The 18,524-nt window shown below is 58.2% G+C and carries 13 protein-coding genes; 6 read left to right on the top strand and 7 right to left on the bottom strand.

Going from position 1 to position 18,524, the window contains the following annotated elements; translation table 11 throughout:
* Positions 1-38: 38 nt before the first annotated feature.
* Positions 39-1,010: a 6-phosphofructokinase gene (pfkA, locus tag MUN82_RS04670; RefSeq protein ID WP_245097512.1), complete on the bottom strand. Its 972-nt coding sequence runs from the start codon at positions 1,008-1,010 to the stop codon at positions 39-41.
* Positions 1,011-1,281: 271 nt separating this feature from the next.
* On the opposite strand from pfkA, the gene MUN82_RS04675 reads away from it, so the two are divergent.
* Positions 1,282-1,722, top strand: a complete 441-nt coding sequence (locus MUN82_RS04675; RefSeq protein WP_245095355.1) for a tellurite resistance TerB family protein — start codon at positions 1,282-1,284, stop codon at positions 1,720-1,722.
* A gap of 141 nt (positions 1,723-1,863) precedes the next feature.
* On the opposite strand, the gene MUN82_RS04680 is transcribed toward MUN82_RS04675, so the two are convergent.
* The 4 genes from MUN82_RS04680 to MUN82_RS04695 all read right to left on the bottom strand — a co-directional run bounded on the left by MUN82_RS04680 (position 1,864) and on the right by MUN82_RS04695 (position 4,744).
* Positions 1,864-3,057 (bottom strand): aspartate aminotransferase family protein, encoded by a 1,194-nt coding sequence (locus tag MUN82_RS04680; protein WP_245095356.1) that lies wholly within the window; start codon positions 3,055-3,057, stop codon positions 1,864-1,866.
* 183 nt (positions 3,058-3,240) lie between these two features.
* The gene (locus MUN82_RS04685) at positions 3,241-3,735 is read right to left on the bottom strand and encodes a Spy/CpxP family protein refolding chaperone (protein WP_245095357.1); all 495 of its coding nucleotides are present in this window, start codon (positions 3,733-3,735) and stop codon (positions 3,241-3,243) included.
* Positions 3,719-4,159: a hypothetical protein gene (locus MUN82_RS04690; RefSeq protein ID WP_245095358.1), complete on the bottom strand. Its 441-nt coding sequence runs from the start codon at positions 4,157-4,159 to the stop codon at positions 3,719-3,721. Before MUN82_RS04690 ends, MUN82_RS04685 begins: the two co-directional genes overlap by 17 nt.
* Positions 4,160-4,189: 30 nt before the next feature.
* Complete coding sequence (locus MUN82_RS04695) at positions 4,190-4,744, bottom strand: RNA polymerase sigma factor (protein WP_245095359.1); 555 nt, start codon at positions 4,742-4,744, stop codon at positions 4,190-4,192.
* Between the two features lie 263 nt (positions 4,745-5,007).
* Between MUN82_RS04695 and MUN82_RS04700 the strand changes: the two genes are divergently transcribed.
* Together MUN82_RS04700 and MUN82_RS04705 are read left to right on the top strand one after the other, a co-directional pair.
* Complete coding sequence (locus tag MUN82_RS04700) at positions 5,008-6,894, top strand: glycoside hydrolase family 2 protein (RefSeq protein WP_245095360.1); 1,887 nt, start codon at positions 5,008-5,010, stop codon at positions 6,892-6,894.
* Between the two features lie 96 nt (positions 6,895-6,990).
* A complete protein-coding gene (locus MUN82_RS04705; protein WP_245095361.1) occupies positions 6,991-9,201 on the top strand; it encodes an alpha-L-rhamnosidase-related protein in 2,211 nt (736 codons plus the stop codon).
* A gap of 192 nt (positions 9,202-9,393) precedes the next feature.
* On the opposite strand, the gene MUN82_RS04710 is transcribed toward MUN82_RS04705, so the two are convergent.
* Positions 9,394-10,143: a DUF481 domain-containing protein gene (locus tag MUN82_RS04710; RefSeq protein WP_245095362.1), complete on the bottom strand. Its 750-nt coding sequence runs from the start codon at positions 10,141-10,143 to the stop codon at positions 9,394-9,396.
* A 211-nt stretch (positions 10,144-10,354) separates the two neighbouring features.
* Between MUN82_RS04710 and MUN82_RS04715 the strand changes: the two genes are divergently transcribed.
* The 3 genes from MUN82_RS04715 to MUN82_RS04725 all read left to right on the top strand — a co-directional run bounded on the left by MUN82_RS04715 (position 10,355) and on the right by MUN82_RS04725 (position 16,767).
* Positions 10,355-12,235 carry a mechanosensitive ion channel family protein gene (locus MUN82_RS04715; protein ID WP_245095363.1) on the top strand — a complete coding sequence of 627 codons (1,881 nt, stop codon included), beginning with the start codon at positions 10,355-10,357 and terminating at the stop codon, positions 12,233-12,235.
* Between the two features lie 181 nt (positions 12,236-12,416).
* Positions 12,417-14,042, top strand: coding sequence for a glycoside hydrolase family 43 protein (locus MUN82_RS04720; protein ID WP_245095364.1), 1,626 nt, complete (start codon positions 12,417-12,419; stop codon positions 14,040-14,042).
* Positions 14,043-14,106: 64 nt separating this feature from the next.
* Positions 14,107-16,767 carry an alpha-L-rhamnosidase gene (locus tag MUN82_RS04725; RefSeq protein WP_245095365.1) on the top strand — a complete coding sequence of 887 codons (2,661 nt, stop codon included), beginning with the start codon at positions 14,107-14,109 and terminating at the stop codon, positions 16,765-16,767.
* A gap of 58 nt (positions 16,768-16,825) precedes the next feature.
* On the opposite strand, the gene MUN82_RS04730 is transcribed toward MUN82_RS04725, so the two are convergent.
* The gene (locus MUN82_RS04730; protein ID WP_245095366.1) at positions 16,826-18,223 is read right to left on the bottom strand and encodes a T9SS type A sorting domain-containing protein; all 1,398 of its coding nucleotides are present in this window, start codon (positions 18,221-18,223) and stop codon (positions 16,826-16,828) included.
* Positions 18,224-18,524: the final 301 nt, after the last annotated feature.

Raw genomic sequence — 18,524 nt, forward strand, 5'->3', positions numbered from 1 at the left:
AAGCACTGCCTGTAAGAGTTGCATAGGTAGCTTGCTAGCTACGAGTTCAAAATCTCTACCATCCGCATAAAGCTTTGGTTGATGAGCTTTTTCTTACTAATAGTGTCGGCGAAGGGTGTGTATACCAACTTCTTGTCTACAATGCCGGCCATTACGTTGCGCATACCATTAACTAAGCCCTCTACGGCGGCAATACCAATCTGAGAGCTAAGCAGGCGGTCGGCGGCGGTGGGGGAGCCCCCGCGCTGGATGTGGCCCACAATCGTTACGCGGGTGTCGAGCTGCGGAATGGCTGCCTTCACGCGCCTGGCTACTTCGTGTACATTGCCCTCTACCTCGCCCTCGGCCACAATCACGATGAACGAGGTTTTGGAACGCTTCCAGCCCTCGCGCAGCGTATCAATTACCGCCTCCGTCGACATTTGCGTTTCCGGCACCATCACAATCTCGGCGCCGCCGCCAATGGCGCATGGAATGGCAATGTAGCCCGAGTCGCGGCCCATTACTTCAATAAAGAAGCACCGGTCGTGCGAGTCAGCTGTATCGCGGATTTTGTCGATGGCCTCCAGGGCCGTGTTCACGGCCGTGTCGTAGCCAATGGTGTAGTCCGTGCCAAACAGGTCGTTGTCAATCGTGCCGGGCGCGCCTACCGTAGGTATGCCAAATTCCTGCTCGAAGAGGGTAGCCCCCGTGAAGGTACCGTTGCCGCCAATGGCAATCAGACCTTCGATGCCGTTGTTCATGAGCTGATCGTAGGCCTGCTGGCGGCCTTCTTTTGTCATGAACTTCTGGCTGCGCGCCGATTTGAGGATGGTGCCACCTCGCTGCACCATGTTGGAGACGGAAGCCGAATCCAGCTTCACGAACTCGCCCTTGATCATGCCCGAGTAGCCGCGCATAATACCGTATACTTCGATGCCGTGGTAAACGGCCGTGCGTACCACGGCCCGAATGCAGGCGTTCATACCAGGCGCGTCGCCGCCGCTGGTGAAAACTGCAATACGTTTCATCATGATGGTCCTTCTGTGCCACCCGCAAGGGTGGCAGTGAGCCGGCAAAGTTGGTGAATCTGTGCGGAAAGTACAGCGTCCGGCGAAGGAAAGACAAAATCAAGCGGTAGAAGCCAGCTTTTTTTTCTGAACTGCGTAAGCGGAGCTATTGGAAGAATCTGAGTATTCTTTTAACTTTCACAACTTACCACGCTGTAAGCCGGCCTCGGAGCGTCATACACGCCTGTTGCTGCGTCCGCCCTTGTGTCATCTCTAAATCCCCCCAGTATGTTTGGTTTTTTTTGAAAACGAGCAGACCAAAAAAGTGAAAAGCCACCTGCTAAACCTGGCCGCACTAGCCAAAGCAGACGGGCACATCGACGAACGGGAGATGAACTTTATCGTGTCGGTGGGTCGCAAAAACGGGATGCGGGCCGGAGATGTGCGTGATATTGTGGCCAATTCCAGCAGCGGCACGCTCATCATTCCTGATAACGACTCTGAGCGCTTCGACCAGATCTTTGACCTTGTGGACATGATGCTGGCCGACGGGGTGGTAGACGAAAACGAAATGGATTTTTGTATTGGCATGGCCGGCAAGCTGGGTTTCCGCCAGGCCATTGTGAGCGTGCTGGTGCGCAAAATATCTATAGGCGTGCGCGACGGCCTACCTCGCGAGCAAATCAAAGAAGAAACCCAAAGCTTTTTGAGCCAGAACAATCAGGCAAACTGAGAGTTTTGAGAAGATAAGTAGTTTTCATCCTGAACGCAGTGAAGGACCTTTTCGCCCGAAAGCAGCCGTCGTACAAACGACTCGTTCTCGGGTGAAAAGGTCCTTCACTGCGTTCAGGATGACAGCTGATGTATAGCGTGTCTACCCCACCACAAACTCGATTGCCCGCAGTAGCGCGGCGCAGGCCTCGTCTATCTGATCATTGGTAATGATGAGGGGCGGGGCGATGCGGAGGGAGTTGTCGCAGAATAGGAACCAGTCGGTGAGGATGCCCTCGTGAAACAGGGCGCGGTCGATGATGGGCTTGAGCACGTCGAACGACTCAAACTCCACTGCCATCAGCAGGCCGCAGCCGCGCACTTCCCGGATGGCTGGGTGCTGAAGCTGCGCACGGAAGCGTGCCGCTTTGTCGGCCACGCCCGCCAGCAGATTTTCCTCTTGAATGGCGTGCAGCGTAGCTAGCGAGGCCGCGCACGATACCGGGTGGCCGCCAAAGGTGGTGCAGTGACCCAGAATCGGGTTGGTCTTGAAACCGGCCATAATCTCTTGCGTGGAGATAAAGGCACCAATGGGCATGCCGCCACCCATGCCCTTGGCACACAGCAGGATATCAGGCTCGATGCCAAATTGATCGAAGGCCCAGAACGTGCCGGTGCGCCCAAAGCCGCATTGGATTTCGTCCAAGATGAGCAGGGCGCCTACCTCCGTGCAGCGCTGGCGCAGCGCGGGCAGGTAGCCGGGAGGCGGCACGCGCACGCCCGCCTCGCCCGCCACCGTTTCGATGATAACCGCCGCCGTGCGCTCCGTAATCAAGGCCAGATCAGGTAAGTAGTGGGGCTCGATGTGGCGCACGTCGGGTAGGAGGGGGCGGTAGCTGCGCTTGAACCCCTCAGACCCCGTGACTGATAAGGCACCCTGCGTAGAGCCATGATAGGCGCGGTGGCAGCTTACTAGCTCGGTGCGGCCGGTGTGGCGCTTGGCTAGTTTCAGGGCACCTTCCACAGCCTCGGCGCCGGAATTGGTGAAGTAAACGGTATCGAGCTGCTGGGGTAGGGTCTGGTGTAGGGCCTCGGCCAGCAGCGCCGGCGGCGCCGACACCAGCTCGCCGTATACCATCAGGTGCAGAAACTTATCGGTCTGGTCCTTGATAGCCTGCACGACTCGCCGGTGCCGGTGCCCCACGTTGCTGACGCCAATACCGGCAATTAGATCAAGGTAGCGGCGGCCGTCAGGGGCGTACATGTACACGCCTTCGGCCCGTTCAATCTCTAGTAGCAGCGGAAAATCGGAGGTTTGCGCCTGGTGGCGCAAGAAAAGCTGGCGGGGGGTAAGCATCCCGCAAAGATACAGGATGGTGAAGTGGTGAGATAGTGAGTAGAGAATACGACTGTCATCCTGAGCGCAGCGAAGGACCTTCTCATGGTAGAACGATGTTCGCAACAACGACTCGTTTCAGCGTGAGAAGGTCCTTCGCAAGCTCAGGATGACAGTCGTATTCTCTACTCACTATCTCACCATTTACCTCCTCCGGCTGCGAGTAACGCGTTGGAGGACTTCGCGGGTAAACTGGCGTTCGGCAGCGTAGAGTTGGCTCACTTGCCGGATACTCAGGACTTTCTGAAACTGACGGAGGTAATCTTTGTCGAGGTCTACCTCCTGCTGGCGCAGGGCCAGTACTTGGTTGAGATTGTCTTTTAGCTGCTGGTCGCTGAGGGTTTCGGGTCGGGTGGTGCGGAGCTGGCGCGAGCGTTGATTCAGGTCGCGGCGCTTGGCGGCGTATTCGTTGTAGACGGGCCAGAACTGCTGCGCCTGCTCCTGCGTGAGCGAAACTTTCTCGGTGAGGTAGGCAATGCGGGCATTCTCAAGCTGGCTGAGGCGGCCGCCAGGGGGCGTTTGCGCTGCGCCGTGCAGGCTCAGGGTCAGCACGAAAAGCACCAGCAAGGGGCGAAGAGGACGAAAAAAAGCAGATAACGGGTGCATGGTGTAGAAAGCGGGCTTATAAATACGAGTCATCGGTGGGCTGGGCGTCGAGGGCACGCTCCAGCTCCTCGGGGGAGGCGTGCAGGTAGCTAGCGGCGGTAGCAGGCGCAGTGACCGATACATCGGCCAAGTCGGCCAGGGTTACGCGGGAGTCGTTGGCCAATAGGTACTGCACCAGTTCTTCTTGGGGCACGGCGGCTAAGGTAGCCGAGGCCGAGGTAGGCGTGGAGCTGAGCACCAGCGACGCCGCAAACCCACCTAGCAGCAGCACGGAGGCCAGCGCGGTGCGAAGGGGTAGGGGCAGACGGCCCAACCAACTCAGCGCCGGGGCTGCAGGATCGGTTGGCTGCACGCGGTCCATCACGCGGCGCGGCAGCTGCTCGAAGTAGCTGGCTGGGGGCGGCGCCAGCGGGTAGGGCCGGCGCGGGTGGTCATCCAATCGGAAGGGCGTGTTCATATCGGTTAGAAACGGCGCGGGCCGCGGGGTTTAATCGTTGGTAGGCTGATTGTTGACGTACTGCTCAATTTTCTTTACGGCGTGGTGGTAGGAGGCTTTCAGCGCACCCACCGACGTGCCCGTGACGTCGGCCATCTGCTCGTAAGTCATGTCCTCGTAGTATTTCAGGTTGAACACCAGGCGCTGTTTGTCGGGCAGGCGCAGGATGGCTTTTTGCAGCTTTTGCTCCACCTCATCGCCGGAGAGTAGGCCGGGGTCAGCCTCGGCCTTGGCCAGCAACTCGGCACCCACATCGTTGAGGGGTAGGAAGAACTTACGCCGCTTGCTCGACAGAAAATTCAGGCACTCGTTGGTGGCAATGCGGTAAATCCAGGTGAAGAGGCTGGCGTCCTGCCGAAAGGTTGAAAGGTTCTTCCACACCTTCACGAAGGTGTCTTGCGTGAGGTCGTCGGCGTCTTGGTGGTCGACTACCATCTTGCGCACGTGCCAATACACCCGCTGCTGGTATTTGCGCACCAGCTGGTTGAAGGCCAGATTGCGGGAGGCCGGATCAGCAAACTTGGCAAGTATCTCCTGGTCTTCCAAGCAGAAGCGGGGGTTAGGTCGGGTAGGGTATGAGGGTTAGACGCAAGGAATAGGGTAGGGTTTAATCGGTAAATAAAAATAGACCAAGACCAGCGCTGCAACACCGTGCGTCCCAGGCCGAAGCTCTGGATGTGCTACTGGACTGCACGCAGGGGGCGTGCCGGGCACACCGGGCAGCCAAAACCTGGCGCCCGCCGTACTACCAGAGGTCGGTGGGCGTTTCATGGATGTCGTCCCCGATTTTCTCACCAACCCGCCCCTGCATGGACCTTACCCATTCCAACTACGGCCTTTCGGCCAGCAAAGAAGAGGAAGAGAACACCACCTCACCCGTTGCCAGCGAACCTACCAGCCTACCTACCGAAGACCCCGGCAACCCGCTGCCCCGCGCCGTGCTGCGCCTCAACAATCACCAGCTGCTCGATGGCGAGTGGAAGTTTGCGGTGGATACCGAAGACCACGGCCTGCGCGACGGCTGGCAATTGGGCCACGCCTACCAGCACACGGCTCAGTGGCCGGGCTCGGTGGAAATGCACATGGCCACCGCCAAGGGCGAGCACAGCCCCGTTGCCTGGAAAGACAAGGTAGTGGTGTGGTACGAGCGGGAGTTTGCCCTACCCGAGCGCGACGACGAGCAGGCGCATTCCATGCTCCAGCTCACCTTTGGCGCCTGCGGCTACGAAACCCGCGTGTGGCTGAACGGGCACTTGCTGCAAACCATTGAGGGTGAAGAAGTACACTACGGTGAGTATACGTCTTTCTCCTACGAGCTACCCGAGGAAATCCTGCACCTGCGCAACCGCCTCACCGTGCGCATTGCCGATACGATGGACGCCGAAACGCCCCGCGGCAAGCAGGAATCGCACGTGTACAAGCGCGGCGGCATCTGGTACCAAACCTACACGGGGGCTGTGCGCTCGGTGTGGTTGGAGATGGTAGAGCGCAACCGCCTCCGTTCCCGCGTGGGGGTAGTGAGCGTGGTAGAAGACCAGTTGGTGCGCTTCAATCTCACCATGCGCATCCATGACCCCGGCCACTACATAGTGCGCTTGCAGGTATTTGGGCAAGAGTCAGAAGCGGCAGAGCCGTTGGCTGTTTCTGATTTTCCGCTGCTGCTGGAGGCAGGGCAGCACGAGCAGCGCGTGGTGATGGAGCTACCCGGTGCCGAGCTCTGGTCGCCGGCCTCACCGCATCTCTATCGGCTGGTGGCTCAGCTGATTGATGCTGATGGCTACGCGGCGCAGATAGAAGCCTACTTCGGGCTGCGCAAAATTGAGGCGCGGGGCTGCTACGTGTACCTCAACAATGAGCGTATCTACCTCGATGGTATTTTGTACCAACCCGGCACGGCTACCTACGCCGAGATACAGCGCCATTTCTACGCCATGAAGGAGCTGGGGTGTAACCTGGTGCGCGTGCACATTGCCGGCGTCGACCCGCGCATCTACAACTTGGCCGACGAGCTAGGGCTGCTGCTGTGGGTGGAAGTGCCCAGTCCGCACAGCTCTACCACGCGCAGCCGGCGCAACCACCGGGCCGAGCTGCTGCGCATGGTGTCGCTCATGGAAACGCACCCATCCATCATCATTTGGAGCTTATATAATGAAGACTGGGGCGCCCAGGACATTGCCGTCAACCGCAAAACCCAGCAGTACATTGTGGATACCTACCACTACATGCAGCTGGCGCACCCGCAGTTTCTGGTGGTCGACAACGATGGTTGGCACCACATTTCCTACCACGGCCGCTTGAAATCGGACTTGCTGACGGCCCACCTCTACACGCCCGACGCCAACCGCTGGCGCGAGCTGCTGGACCGGCTGGTGCGCGGCGAGTTGGAAGGCACGGCCGCTTTCCCGCTGGTGGTAGGCGACCCGTTTTTCTACCGTCGTCAGGTGCCGTTGCTGGTAAGCGAGTGGGGCGGCTTTGGCTTCCCCGACTACGGTGGCCCCCAAGACGATGCCGAGCGTGCCGAGCGCATTCGGTTGTTCAAAGAGGAGCTGCGCGCCCGCCCTATTGCCGGCGACGTGTACACGCAGGCCACCAACATTGAGGATGAGCGCAACGGCCTGATAGACCCGCAGACCGGCGAGCTGAACGTGCCGGCGGGGCTGCTGGCCTCGGGGCCGCCGCCTGCACCGTCAGTGTAAGGGCAATTGCTGGACGCCCGCCGGTCCGATGCGTTGTTATGCATCGGACCGGCGGGCGTCCGCTGTTACGTGTTATCAGCACTACTTGTATATCGAATGCATCATCCCCCAGCTATTCCTACCCGTGCAGCCGTGTGGCACTCCGAGGCCTATACGCTCTACCCCGACCGCGTGGCGCAGGGTGGGTATGAGGCGCGGGCCGTGTCGCGCACTGAACTGGTGTCGAATTACCCCAACACAGCCGGACGCTGGCAGCAGACCATCAACACCGCCGACTTTCCGCAGTACCACTCCGACTACCCTCTCTCCGACACGCTTTACAACCTGGCCCTAGAAGAAGCCCGCCGCGCCGTGGAACTCGATGGTACGTTCCGCACGGGGCAGGAGTGGGCCGGCGTCTGGACGCGCGACATCAGCTATTCCATCATCCTGTCACAGGCCCTGTTGCAGCCCGAAGTGGCCATGACCAGCCTTTTGCGTAAGGTCACGCCCAACGGCCGCATTACACAGGACACTGGCACAGGTGGTGCCTACCCTTGCTCCACCGACCGCATGATTTGGGCCGTGGCTGCCTGGGAAATCTACCTGGTGACCGGCGACGAATCCTGGCTGCGCAAAGTCTACCCCATCATCAAACGGTCCATCGAAGACGATATGCAGAATGCCTACGACCTGCACAACGGCTTGGTGCGCGGCGAGTCGTCGTTCCTGGACTGGCGCGAGCAGACTTACCCCCGCTGGATGCAGCCCGCCGACATCTGTCAGAGTGAGTGCCTGGGTACCAACGCCGTGCACTACCAAGCCAACGTGGTGGTGGCCGAAATGGCTCGTCACCTTGGAGATGCCCCCGCCGCCACCCGCCATCAACAGTTGGCCCATCGCATCCGGCAAGGCATCAACCGGCACCTGTGGCAGCCCGACAAAGGCTACTACGGCCAGTTTCTATACGGGCGTCATTTCTTGATGCTTTCGCCAAAAGCCGAGGCGCTGGGCGAGGCCCTGAGCGTATTATTTGGTGTGGCCGAGGACGAACAGGCGCAGCAGGTAGTCGCTCAAACACCTACCGTTCCGTTCGGCGTGCCATGCATCTACCCGCAAATTCCGGGCGTTCCGCCCTACCACAACAACGGGGTGTGGCCCTTCGTGCAGAGCTATTGGGCGCTGGCCGCCGCCAAGGTAGGCAACGAGGAGTCGGTGCTGGAAAGCATAGCCGCCATCTACCGCCCGGCAGCGCTGTTCCTGACCAACAAGGAAAACTTCGTGGCCGAAAACGGTGACTTCACCGGCACGCAGGTCAATAGCAGCAATATGCTCTGGAGCCTCTCGGGTAGCCTGAGTTTAGTGTATAAGTTGTTGTTTGGGATGCAGTTTGAGGTGGATCGGCTGGTGTTCAAACCCTTTGTGCCGCAGGCGTTGCAGGGCACACGCACGCTTACAGGCGTGCGCTACCGTGATGCCGTACTCGATGTGGAGCTGCAAGGCTTCGGCAACGAGCTGAGCAGCATCCTGCTCGACGGACAACCTGTGGCCGAAGCCGCTGTGCCTGCTACCCTCACGGGTCGGCACACGCTACGCCTGGTGCTCAGCGGCCAAGCGCCGGCGCCGGCGGCCGTCAATCGGGTGCGCAATACCTGTTCACCCGAAACCCCGGACGCCCATTTGCAACTCGGGTCCGACCACGTAAAGCGATTGGAATGGCAGCCGGTGCCGGGCGCAGCGCACTACCGGATATACAGGTACGGCCGGCTCCACGAAACGACGCCTAACGGACGGGTGACGGCTGTGGCGGCCGACGATATACTTGCGGAATACCAGGTGACGGCGGTAGACAAGGATGGGCTGGAATCGTTTGCCAGTGAGCCCCAACGTTGGCAAGACGCGCTGGCCCAGCAGGTGCAGCTCGAAACGGTAGCCACGGCATCGTTCCTACCCTACAACGGCTTCACAGGTAAGGGCTTCATCGAAATCAGCAAAACCACAAACACCACTCTCACCATCCCCGTGACCGTGGCCGAGGAAGGCCTATACATCGTGGATTTCCGCTACGCCAACGGCAACGGCCCCATCAACACCGAAAATAAGTGCGCCATCCGCACGCTGCGGCGGGGCGCCGAGCTACTGGGCACTGTGGTACTACCCCAGCGCGGCACCGATGCGTGGTCGGACTGGGGCTATACCAACCCGCTGCCCGTGCGCCTACCCAACGGCACCACCCACCTGACCCTAACCTTCGAGCCCGCCAACGAAAACATGAACGGCGACGTGAATCAAGCTATGCTGGATTATATGCGGGTGGTGAAGTTGTGAATGGTGAGATGATAAAATAGTGAGTAATAAGTTGAAAAATGCCTGTCATCCTGAGCGGAGCGAAGGACCTTCTCACGCGTGAACAAGTAGTTGTTACGTCTATCGTGCTAATGTGAGAAGGTCCTTCGCAAGCTCAGGATGACACACTTTTTAACTCACCATTTCACAAACTCACCACTCACCTTCACTATCTCACCGCTTCGTGGCATAAGAAAACCCGACAGTAATATTTGTATTGTCAGGGACTTTGCCTTCGCTGTATTGGCTTTCGTGCGTATAGTTGTAGCTGAAGTTGAAGGCCAAGTGGTTGGTGAGCTTGAGGGCGGCCGTGGAGACGTTGCTGAAGCGGTAATTGTTGAAATTGGCCAAGGATGGCTGATAGAACGTGATGGAGCTAACCGTCAGGATTTTAATGGAGTAGGCGACTTTGAAGCGCACCGAGTTGCGAGCCGTGAGCTGAGAGGTGCCATCCAGAAAATTAGTTTTCTCCCGGATAATAAGGTTGCTGATCGAGACTTCCCTACCCAGCGTATCGGAGTAGAAAGCCCAGCCGGGCCCGGCGCCCAGCTGCACGCGGTCGGTGATGCCGCGCAAGTTGCTGCGCTCGAAGCCCCCAATGGCATAGGCCCGAAAACGGCCTTTGTAGTAGTAGGGGGTGGCGTTGAGCAGCAACTCCCGCTCCCTCAGCAAGCCATCTTGTTTGCCATAGATAAAGCTGCCGTTGAGGGGTAGGCCGTAGTGCTGCCCGCGGGTGAAGGTGAGGGCCTGGGTGGTAGATAATAGTGCCCTGTTGACGCCTCCTTTGCTGAAGGCACCTGTCAACTGGCTGTTGTATACAATTAGCGTGGTATCGCGCTGCTGCTGGTTTTGGGCGCGAGCTGCCGGCGGGGCGAGCAGCAAAGCTGCCAGGAGCAGCAAACAAAAGCAATACAGTTTGGGCATAAAATCGAGCTGGGCGGGTCGCTGCAACCAGCCAGGGGCAACAGCAAAAAGGCAAATTGGCAAAGGCTCCGACTAGGGCGGAATCCTGTAAAGGTAGGGCCGCTGCCTCGACTTTGCTGGGAGGTAAGATTGATAGTCACCAAGGTATATTGCATGATCAGCCCCAGCCTGGACGCCTGGCTTTCACCTTTTGTGTGTTTCATTGAAAAGTATGCGTATTCGTTTTTGGTGTTTTTTGTTGTTGATAGTGAGTCTGTTAGGAACTGCGAAACGGGTGGGCGCCCAAGCACCCGCGCCTACCCTGCGCGACTCTGTGCGCACCCAGGCCCTCACCTCCGACACGCGCCAGCTGCGTCAGCTCGATTCGCTGCGCCGCCAGAACACCGAGCGCCTGGCGCAGTTGCAGCAGGAGCTGCTTACGCTGAAAGGCGCGGGCCAGAACCGCACCCGTGAGCGGGAGTTGGTGCAGGAGCTGCGCACTCTGCAATGGGTCGACTCGCTGCGCCACGTGCGCGCCCGCCAGCGCATCGACTCGCTGAAGCAATATGCCCGCGGCTACCCCGTGGTGCCCCACCACGATACCTTGTTTTACGTGTACACCAAGCTGGGACCATTTTCGCCTCAGGAGCGCGCCAACCTTATTGCCGAGAAAGTGCGGCGCCTGGAGTCCGATGTGTTTTTCCGGCCCGACTCGCTACGCCTTTACCCCTCGGAGCAAACCATCGACCTGATGTATGGTGCCTTGGTGATACAGAGCATTTCCGACAACGATGCCCTTTGGCTCGACACCTCCCGCGACTCGCTGGCTGTGCGCTTCCGGACGCGTATTGTGCAGGCAATAGCAGTCTACAAAGAGGAGCATAGTTTTTACAACATCTTGAAGGAGATTGGATTGGCGCTGCTGGTGCTAGTAGTGTTCTACTTTATTATACGCCTCGTCAATCAGTTTTTCCGTTGGGTACGGCTCAGGCTCATCGACCGCGAAGAAACCTGGTTCCGAGGGATTAAGCTGGGTGCTTACGAGCTGTTTACACCCCGCCGTGAGCTGGATGCGGCCTTGCTGCTAGTGAACGTGCTGCGCTGGGTTGTCATTTTCTTGATGATTTACCTGGTACTGCCCGTACTGTTCAGCATCTTCCCCGGCACCCAGAATGTGGCCGATACGCTGCTGGGCTACGTACTCACGCCTCTACGCAAGATGCTGCTGGCGTTGTGGAACTATCTGCCCAACCTTATTACTATTGTAGTGGTAGTCACGGTGTTTCGCTATATTCTGAAAGGGGTGTATTTTCTGAAAGAGGAAATCCGTCAGGGCCGCCTTACCATTCAGGGCTTCTACCCCGATTGGGCCAACCCTACCTACCAGATTGTGCGGGTGCTCATCTTTGCCTTTCTACTGGTCGTTATCTTTCCCTACCTGCCTGGCTCCGACTCGCCCATTTTCAAGGGGGTCTCGGTGTTTTTGGGCTTCCTGTTCACGTTTGGGTCGGCGGGGTCGTTGTCAAACATTGTGGCTGGGCTAGTGCTCACCTACATGCGCGCCTACAAGCTGGGCGACCGGGTGAAAATTGGCGACGTGACGGGCGACATTATCGAGAAGAACCTACTCGTGACGCGTATTCGCACCATCAAAAACGAGGAAATCACCATTCCGAATTCCTCTATTATGAGCAGCTACACCACCAATTATAGCAGTGCTGCACCCACATTGGGCCTCATCGTACATACTACCGTTACGATGGGCTACGATGTGCCTTGGCAGCAGGTGCACGAGTTGCTGATTACAGCCGCTCTACAAGCCGAAGGCATTTTACCTGAACCCAAACCCTTCGTCTTGCAAACCAGCCTCGACGATTATTATGTGAGCTACCAGCTAAACGCATACACGCGCGAGGCCAGCAAGCAGGCGCTGATCTACTCTAGCCTCCATCAGCATGTGCAGGACGTGTGCCACGCCGCAGGCATCGAGATGATGTCGCCACACTTCCGCGCTGTGCGTGATGCGTCTGCTCCGCAAATGCCCCCAGAATACGTCCCCAAGGATTTTGAACCGCCGAAGTTTCGGGTAGAGGGACTAGGCGACAAGGACTAGGTGACGCCAACAGGCCGGGTGATGTGTAGCGGTAAGGGACGGTAGTGCACTCATGCGGCGCTGCCTCCGAAGGCGATAAAACATGGCCTTATCAAGCGCTTGCTAAGCACGTTTAATACGAGTTGTCTACTTGAAGGTCTTTTATTTAGCTATACTGCAGAGACTATTTAGCTAAACGACAATGGCACGTATCTTTTTAGGTAGCCCTGCGAAGTATCAGCATAAGTGGGCGCACTTGTTCCTGTTTGCACTTCTGGCCGTGGTTTGTATCTCCTACACCGCTGGTTATGCTGCGTTTCAAAAGGCAACCGTGGCCTCCCTGCGGCCAGAAAATGCCGGCAGTGCAAGCAGCAAAGACAGCAGCCAGCGCCAGGAAAACCCGGTTATCCCCGGCGACTTTGCCGATCCGTCCGTTATTCGGCAGGGTAAAGTATACTACGCTACGGGCACCTCGTCGGAATGGGCGCCGCACTTCCCGCTGTTTCAATCCACCGATTTGCTGCACTGGCAACCTATGGGCTATGTGCTGCCCAAAACGCCCGACTGGGCCGCCGCTTCCTTTTGGGCGCCCGAGCTTTTCTACCGCAACGGCACCTACTACGTGTATTATGTGGCCCGCCGCAAGAGCGACAATGTCTCCTGCATTGGCGTAGCCACTTCCCCCAACCCCGCGCAAGGCTTCACCGATCGGGGCATCGTGCTGGCCTACGGCAAGGAGGCCATTGATCCGTTTGTGCTGGAAGAAAACGGCCAGCTGTATATCACCTGGAAAGCCTACGGGCTGGATCAGCGCCCCATTGAGCTGCTGGGCAACCGACTTTCCGCCGATGGGCTGCGGGTGGAGGGGGAGCCATTTATGCTGCTTCGCGATGACGCCAAGAAAGGCATAGAAGGCCAGTGCCTGGTAAAGCACGGCGGCTACTACTACCTGCTCTACTCGCTGGGTGCGTGTTGTGGGCGAAACTGTAGCTATCAGGTGGAAGTGGCCCGGTCGGCCACGCTGCGCGGACCCTACACTCGGTCTGCCAACAACCCCATTCTGGCCACCACCCAGGAGTGGAAATGCACCGGCCACGGCACCATCGTGACTTCAGACGAAGGCAAAGACTATTATTTGTACCATGCCTACAGCAAAACGGCCGATGTGTATACTGGCCGACAGGGCATGCTGGGCGAAGTGCGTTGGAACGAGACAACGGGGTGGCCGGCCATACTGCCGCTGGGCAATGCGGCCGCTCCCGTGCAAAACTTCCGGGACGAGTTTGCCGCAAAAACGCTGACCGATGCCTGGCAGTGGGATTTTCGTCATAGTCAGCCCACGTGGCAGGTAGCCAACGGGACGTTGGCGCTGACCGGCCGCCCAACCGCCGACAACCTGACCGGCACGGCCCTAACCGTTCGCCCACTCACTAGCTCCTATACCCTGACCACGGAGGTAGTTAGGCCCAACGCGGCCCTGAAGGGACTGGTCCTCTACGGCGACGCTGGCCAGGCAGTAGGCGTGGGCGTCCGCAACAACGCGGTGGAAGTATGGGCAGTGAAGGACAAGAAAAGGACGGTATTGCGCACCGCCGCCGTGAAAGCCAGCCAACCGTTGCAGCTGAAGATGACGGTACAAAACGGGTATCAGTGCCGATTCTTCTGGCGGAGTGGTGGCAAGCAATGGAATGAAATAGCTACGGGCGGGCCCTACTACAACGGCGACTTCCTACCCCCGTGGGACCGTAGCCCCCGGCCCGGCCTACTCCACCAGGGGAGCGGGACAGAACCGGCCGTTTTCCGCTTTTTCAAGCTTGCCTATCAATAAAAATCTAAAAGTTCGGGCGCTAGGTAAACACTCCAGTATCCAGCACGCCCCACTGTTCGTTGTCATGCTGAAAACCACGCTGGCCTTTTGCCTGCTCCTGCTTCTACAGACCGCGTACGCCAGCTCGCCGGCTACCATTGCCGGCTTGCAGTGCGAATACCTGGAGCGTCCTTTGGGCCTTGATGCGCCGCAGCCGCGCTTTACGTGGCGCCTACGAGATGCGCGGCCGGGCGCCCGCCAAACTTCCTACCGCGTGCTGGTGGCTACCGACTCGGTGGCGTTGGCGCAGGGTAGGGGTGCGGTCTGGAACTCGGGGGTGGTGAAAGCGGGCAGTACGTTGGTGACGTATGCGGGGCCAGCGTTGCAGCCCTTTACGCGGTATTACTGGCGGGTAGAGACGAAAGACCACCAGAAACAACCGGTCATCAGCGCCATCACCAGCTTCGAAACCGGAATGCTGGACCAGCGCAATTGGCAGGGTGCTTGGATAGCCGATGCCCACGATGAGCATGTGAAGCCTGCGCCCTACTTCCGCAAGGTGTTCGAGGCGAAAAACAGCATCCGGTCGGCGCGGGCATATGTGGCGGCGGCGGGGCTGTATGAGCTGTCGGTGAACGGGCAACGGGTAGGCGACCATGTGCTAGACCCGCTATACACGCGTTTCGACCGTCGCACGCTTTACGTCACCTATGATATTACCAAGCAGCTACAAACCGGCCAAAACGCCCTAGGCGTGCTGCTCGGCAATGGGTGGTACAACCTGCAATCTACTGCCGTATGGGACTTTCATAAGGCACCCTGGCGCGCCCGCCCTACCTTCTGCATGGATGTGCGTATCACCTACACCGATGGCCGCGTGGAAACTATCACGACCGGCAAGGATTGGAAAACGGCCCTGAGCCCTGTCATCTTCAACAGCATCTATACCGCCGAGCACTACGACGCCCGCCGGGAGCAGCCAGGCTGGAACACGGTGAATTTCAACGATAAGGAGTGGAAGGAAGTCTTCTTCCGCACGGCGCCGTCGCGCAATATTGTAGCGCAAGCGGTGCGGCCTATCCGGGCCGTGGAGGAGCTACCGACCCAAAGCGTGCGTCGCCTCAACGATACCACCTACGTGTTTGACTTGGGTAGGAACATTGCGGGCGTGAGCCGCCTCACAGTGCAGGGACCGGCTGGCACGGTGGTGCGCCTCAAGCACGGCGAGCGGCTCTACCCCAATGGCCACGTGGATATATCAAACATCGACGAGCACTACCGCCCCACCGATAAATCGGATCCATTTCAGACTGATATTTTCATCCTGGGCGGAAAGGGTAGGGAGAGTTTTCAGCCGCGTTTCAATTACAAGGGCTTTCAGTACGTGGAGGTGACAAGCAGCCGCTCGTTGCCGCTCACGAAAGAGAGCCTGATGGGCTACTTTCTGCACAGCGACGTGCCTGCCATCGGCCACGTGGCCAGCGCCAATCCTACCCTCGATAAGCTCTGGCAGGCTACCAACGCCTCCTACCTCTCCAACCTCTTTGGCTACCCCACCGACTGCCCGCAGCGCGAGAAAAACGGCTGGACCGGCGATTCGCATATTGCCCTGGAAACGGGTCTGTATAGCTTCGACGGCATTACAGTATACGAAAAATGGCTGGCCGACTACCGCGACGAGCAGCAGCCCAACGGCGTGCTACCCTCCATTGTGCCCTCCAACGGCTGGGGCTACGAGTGGGGCAATGGCCCCGACTGGACCAGCAGCATGGTGCTGATTCCTTGGAACATCTACCTGTTCTACGGCGACTCGAAGCTGCTCGCCGACTGCTACGACAACATGCGCCGCTACGTAGACCTCATCACCGACATCAGCCCTACCCACCTCACCACCTGGGGCCTCGGCGACTGGGTGCCCGTCACGGATAAGCCGCCCGTGGAGTTTACCTCCACCTGCTACTACTACGCCGATGTGGTGATAATGGCAAAGACCGCCCGGCTGTTTGGCAAGACGGGCGATGCGGCTCGGTACGAGGCGCTGGCCGCCGCCATCCGGCAGGCCTTCAATGCGAAATACTTCAACCCGCAAACCAACCTCTACGGCAACGGCACCCAAACCGAGCTGAGCATGCCGCTCTACTGGCACCTGGTGCCGGAGGCCGCCAAAGCCCAAGTAGCCGCTAACCTGGCCAAACAAGTAGCCACTGATAACTATCACCTCAATGTAGGCTTGCTAGGCCAGAAGTCCATCCTGAACGCTCTTAGTGAAAACGGCTACGCCGACGTGGCCTACCGCATTGCTGCGCAGGAAACCTACCCTTCCTGGGGCTGGTGGATCAAGAACGGCGCCACCACGCTATACGAAAACTGGAATATCCAAGCCAAGCACGACATCTCGCTCAACCACATCATGTTCGGTGAAATTGGGGCGTGGCTCTACAAAGGCCTCGGCGGCATCCACCCCGACCCGGCCCAACCTGGCTTCCGCAACGTGCTGCTCACCCCGCATTTTGTGCCGAACCTTGCGCACTTCGAGGCCAGCCACGAGGCGCCCCAAGGCACCATCCGCTCCGCCTGGGCCCGTACTGGCCGCGCCGTGCAGTACACCGTGACCGTTCCGCCCAATGCCACGGCTACGCTGCGCCTACCAGTGGTAGAGGGCTTGCAGCCGCACCGGGAGGGTAGGGCAGTGAAGGGCGAAGAGGTGCAGCTGGTGGCCGGGAGTTACGTATTCGACTGGAAGTGAGCCTATATATGCCCCTACCCGAATTGCAGGGCAAATAGGTACGCGTCTTCTCGTTGCCCTACTTCACTTGTTTCACAAATCGTGTGGTCAGGCGCTGTTCACCTTTGAGCCAGCAGAGGGTGTACACGCCTGGTGCTAGTGCAGAAACGTCCAATCGCTTTGCATAGGAATCGACCAGCATAACCGTTTGTCCCAGCGAGTTAACAACCGTAACTTTTCCTCCTGCTACGGTGCGGTTGCCTTGTAGCGTGAGGTGGTCCGTTGCCGGGTTGGGGAAGACCCGTAGCTCATCGGTGCTGGCTGCACGGCGGGTAGTAGCGAGCGGCGTAGCGGTGGCTTGCGCTACCCGCAAAATGGCCGCCGCCGCACAGGCCTGGCCCATCATCTGGATGGAAGCGGGTGAGATGTAGCGGCGGTCTAGGCTCCAGGTACCATCCGCATCGTTGTAGGAGCCGGGATAGTAACCCAACTGGTCGCGGCCGTACTCTATAAGGTAGTCCACAATGTTTTGTGCCGTAGTAAGCCACTTTGGATTGTGGTCAACGTCGTAGAAGTCCACCAGCATTTCCACCATGTCGCTGCCACCCCAGAAAGAGATTTCTCTCACTCCCTTGCCAGGCGTATACCATTGCTTCAGGCAGGCATCGGCCATACTCCTCGCATCGTCGAGGTAGCGGATGTTGCCCGTCAGTTGGTAGAGCTTGAGGGCTAACTGAATGTTGGGCGTAGTTTGATAGGCACGGTAGCCCGCCCCATTTTCGCCGTGCCCCACTAGGCTCCAACTGCCGTTGGAGTAAAAGGAATACTGATGAAGGAGGTGGGTGCTACCATCACGCATCTTGCGGTTCACATCATTGATGAGGTCGTAGTAGCGTTTGGCAATGGTCAGGTAGGTAGGGTCGGAGCTATTTTTGGCGATTAGAGCGCAGTGGAGTGCCGGCAAAATCGTGGCCTGCGAGTAGAACTTGCCCCATCCTAACTCTGCTTCTTTTTGCGGGACGCCCCAATTTGCATCGCGTGCGTTCAGGCAGTAATTGAGGCCAATCAGGGAGCGGTCGTAGATGCCGCTTTCGGTGGGGAGTACCTGTTGATAGGCATCCATCAGCGCCAGCCCCACAATGGCATTATCGTCATACAGCGGATCGGCGCCGGGCACAATGTCGGAGGCGTATATGCCACGCTGCTGGTACTGATCGAGGGCGTAGGCGTAGGATTTGAGCCGCGCTGTATACTTCGCCGGATTTACCAAGGACCCGTAGCGCAGCGCCCGCAGCATATGCGATGCAGGCCACACGTAGCTTGCGCCGCCGCGCTCCACAATCACGTTTTCGTTGGCATCAATCTGCTCCACATACAGCTGCCTGCTGGCGTTGTAGAACTTGGTATTCAGCTTATCCAGAATAGCCTCGCCCGCCACTTGGTATTTGTTCTGGCCAAAGGCAGTTGGAGCAAGCAACAGGCAATAGGCAGCAATCAGCAAGCGAAGGCGATGCTTCCTGAAAAGGATAGTAGAAAAGTTCGGCATAATTCGTCGGAGATATAGATGGGAAGGATAGGTAACAACACGTAAGCTATTTATGATTGCAATGTATATAATTAATAGTTATTTTGATCGTATTACAATAAAGCGATCATTCATTTTTAGCTTCCTATAAAGACTCACTTCTGTTAAAATGAATCCTCATAGTTTTAGAAACGAATTATCCACTACCCATTATTTAGTGGCAGTTATTAGCATAATCATGTATTGCGTGTCA

Origin of the sequence: Hymenobacter aerilatus (assembly GCF_022921095.1) — a bacterium.
GTDB lineage: Bacteria > Bacteroidota > Bacteroidia > Cytophagales > Hymenobacteraceae > Hymenobacter > Hymenobacter aerilatus.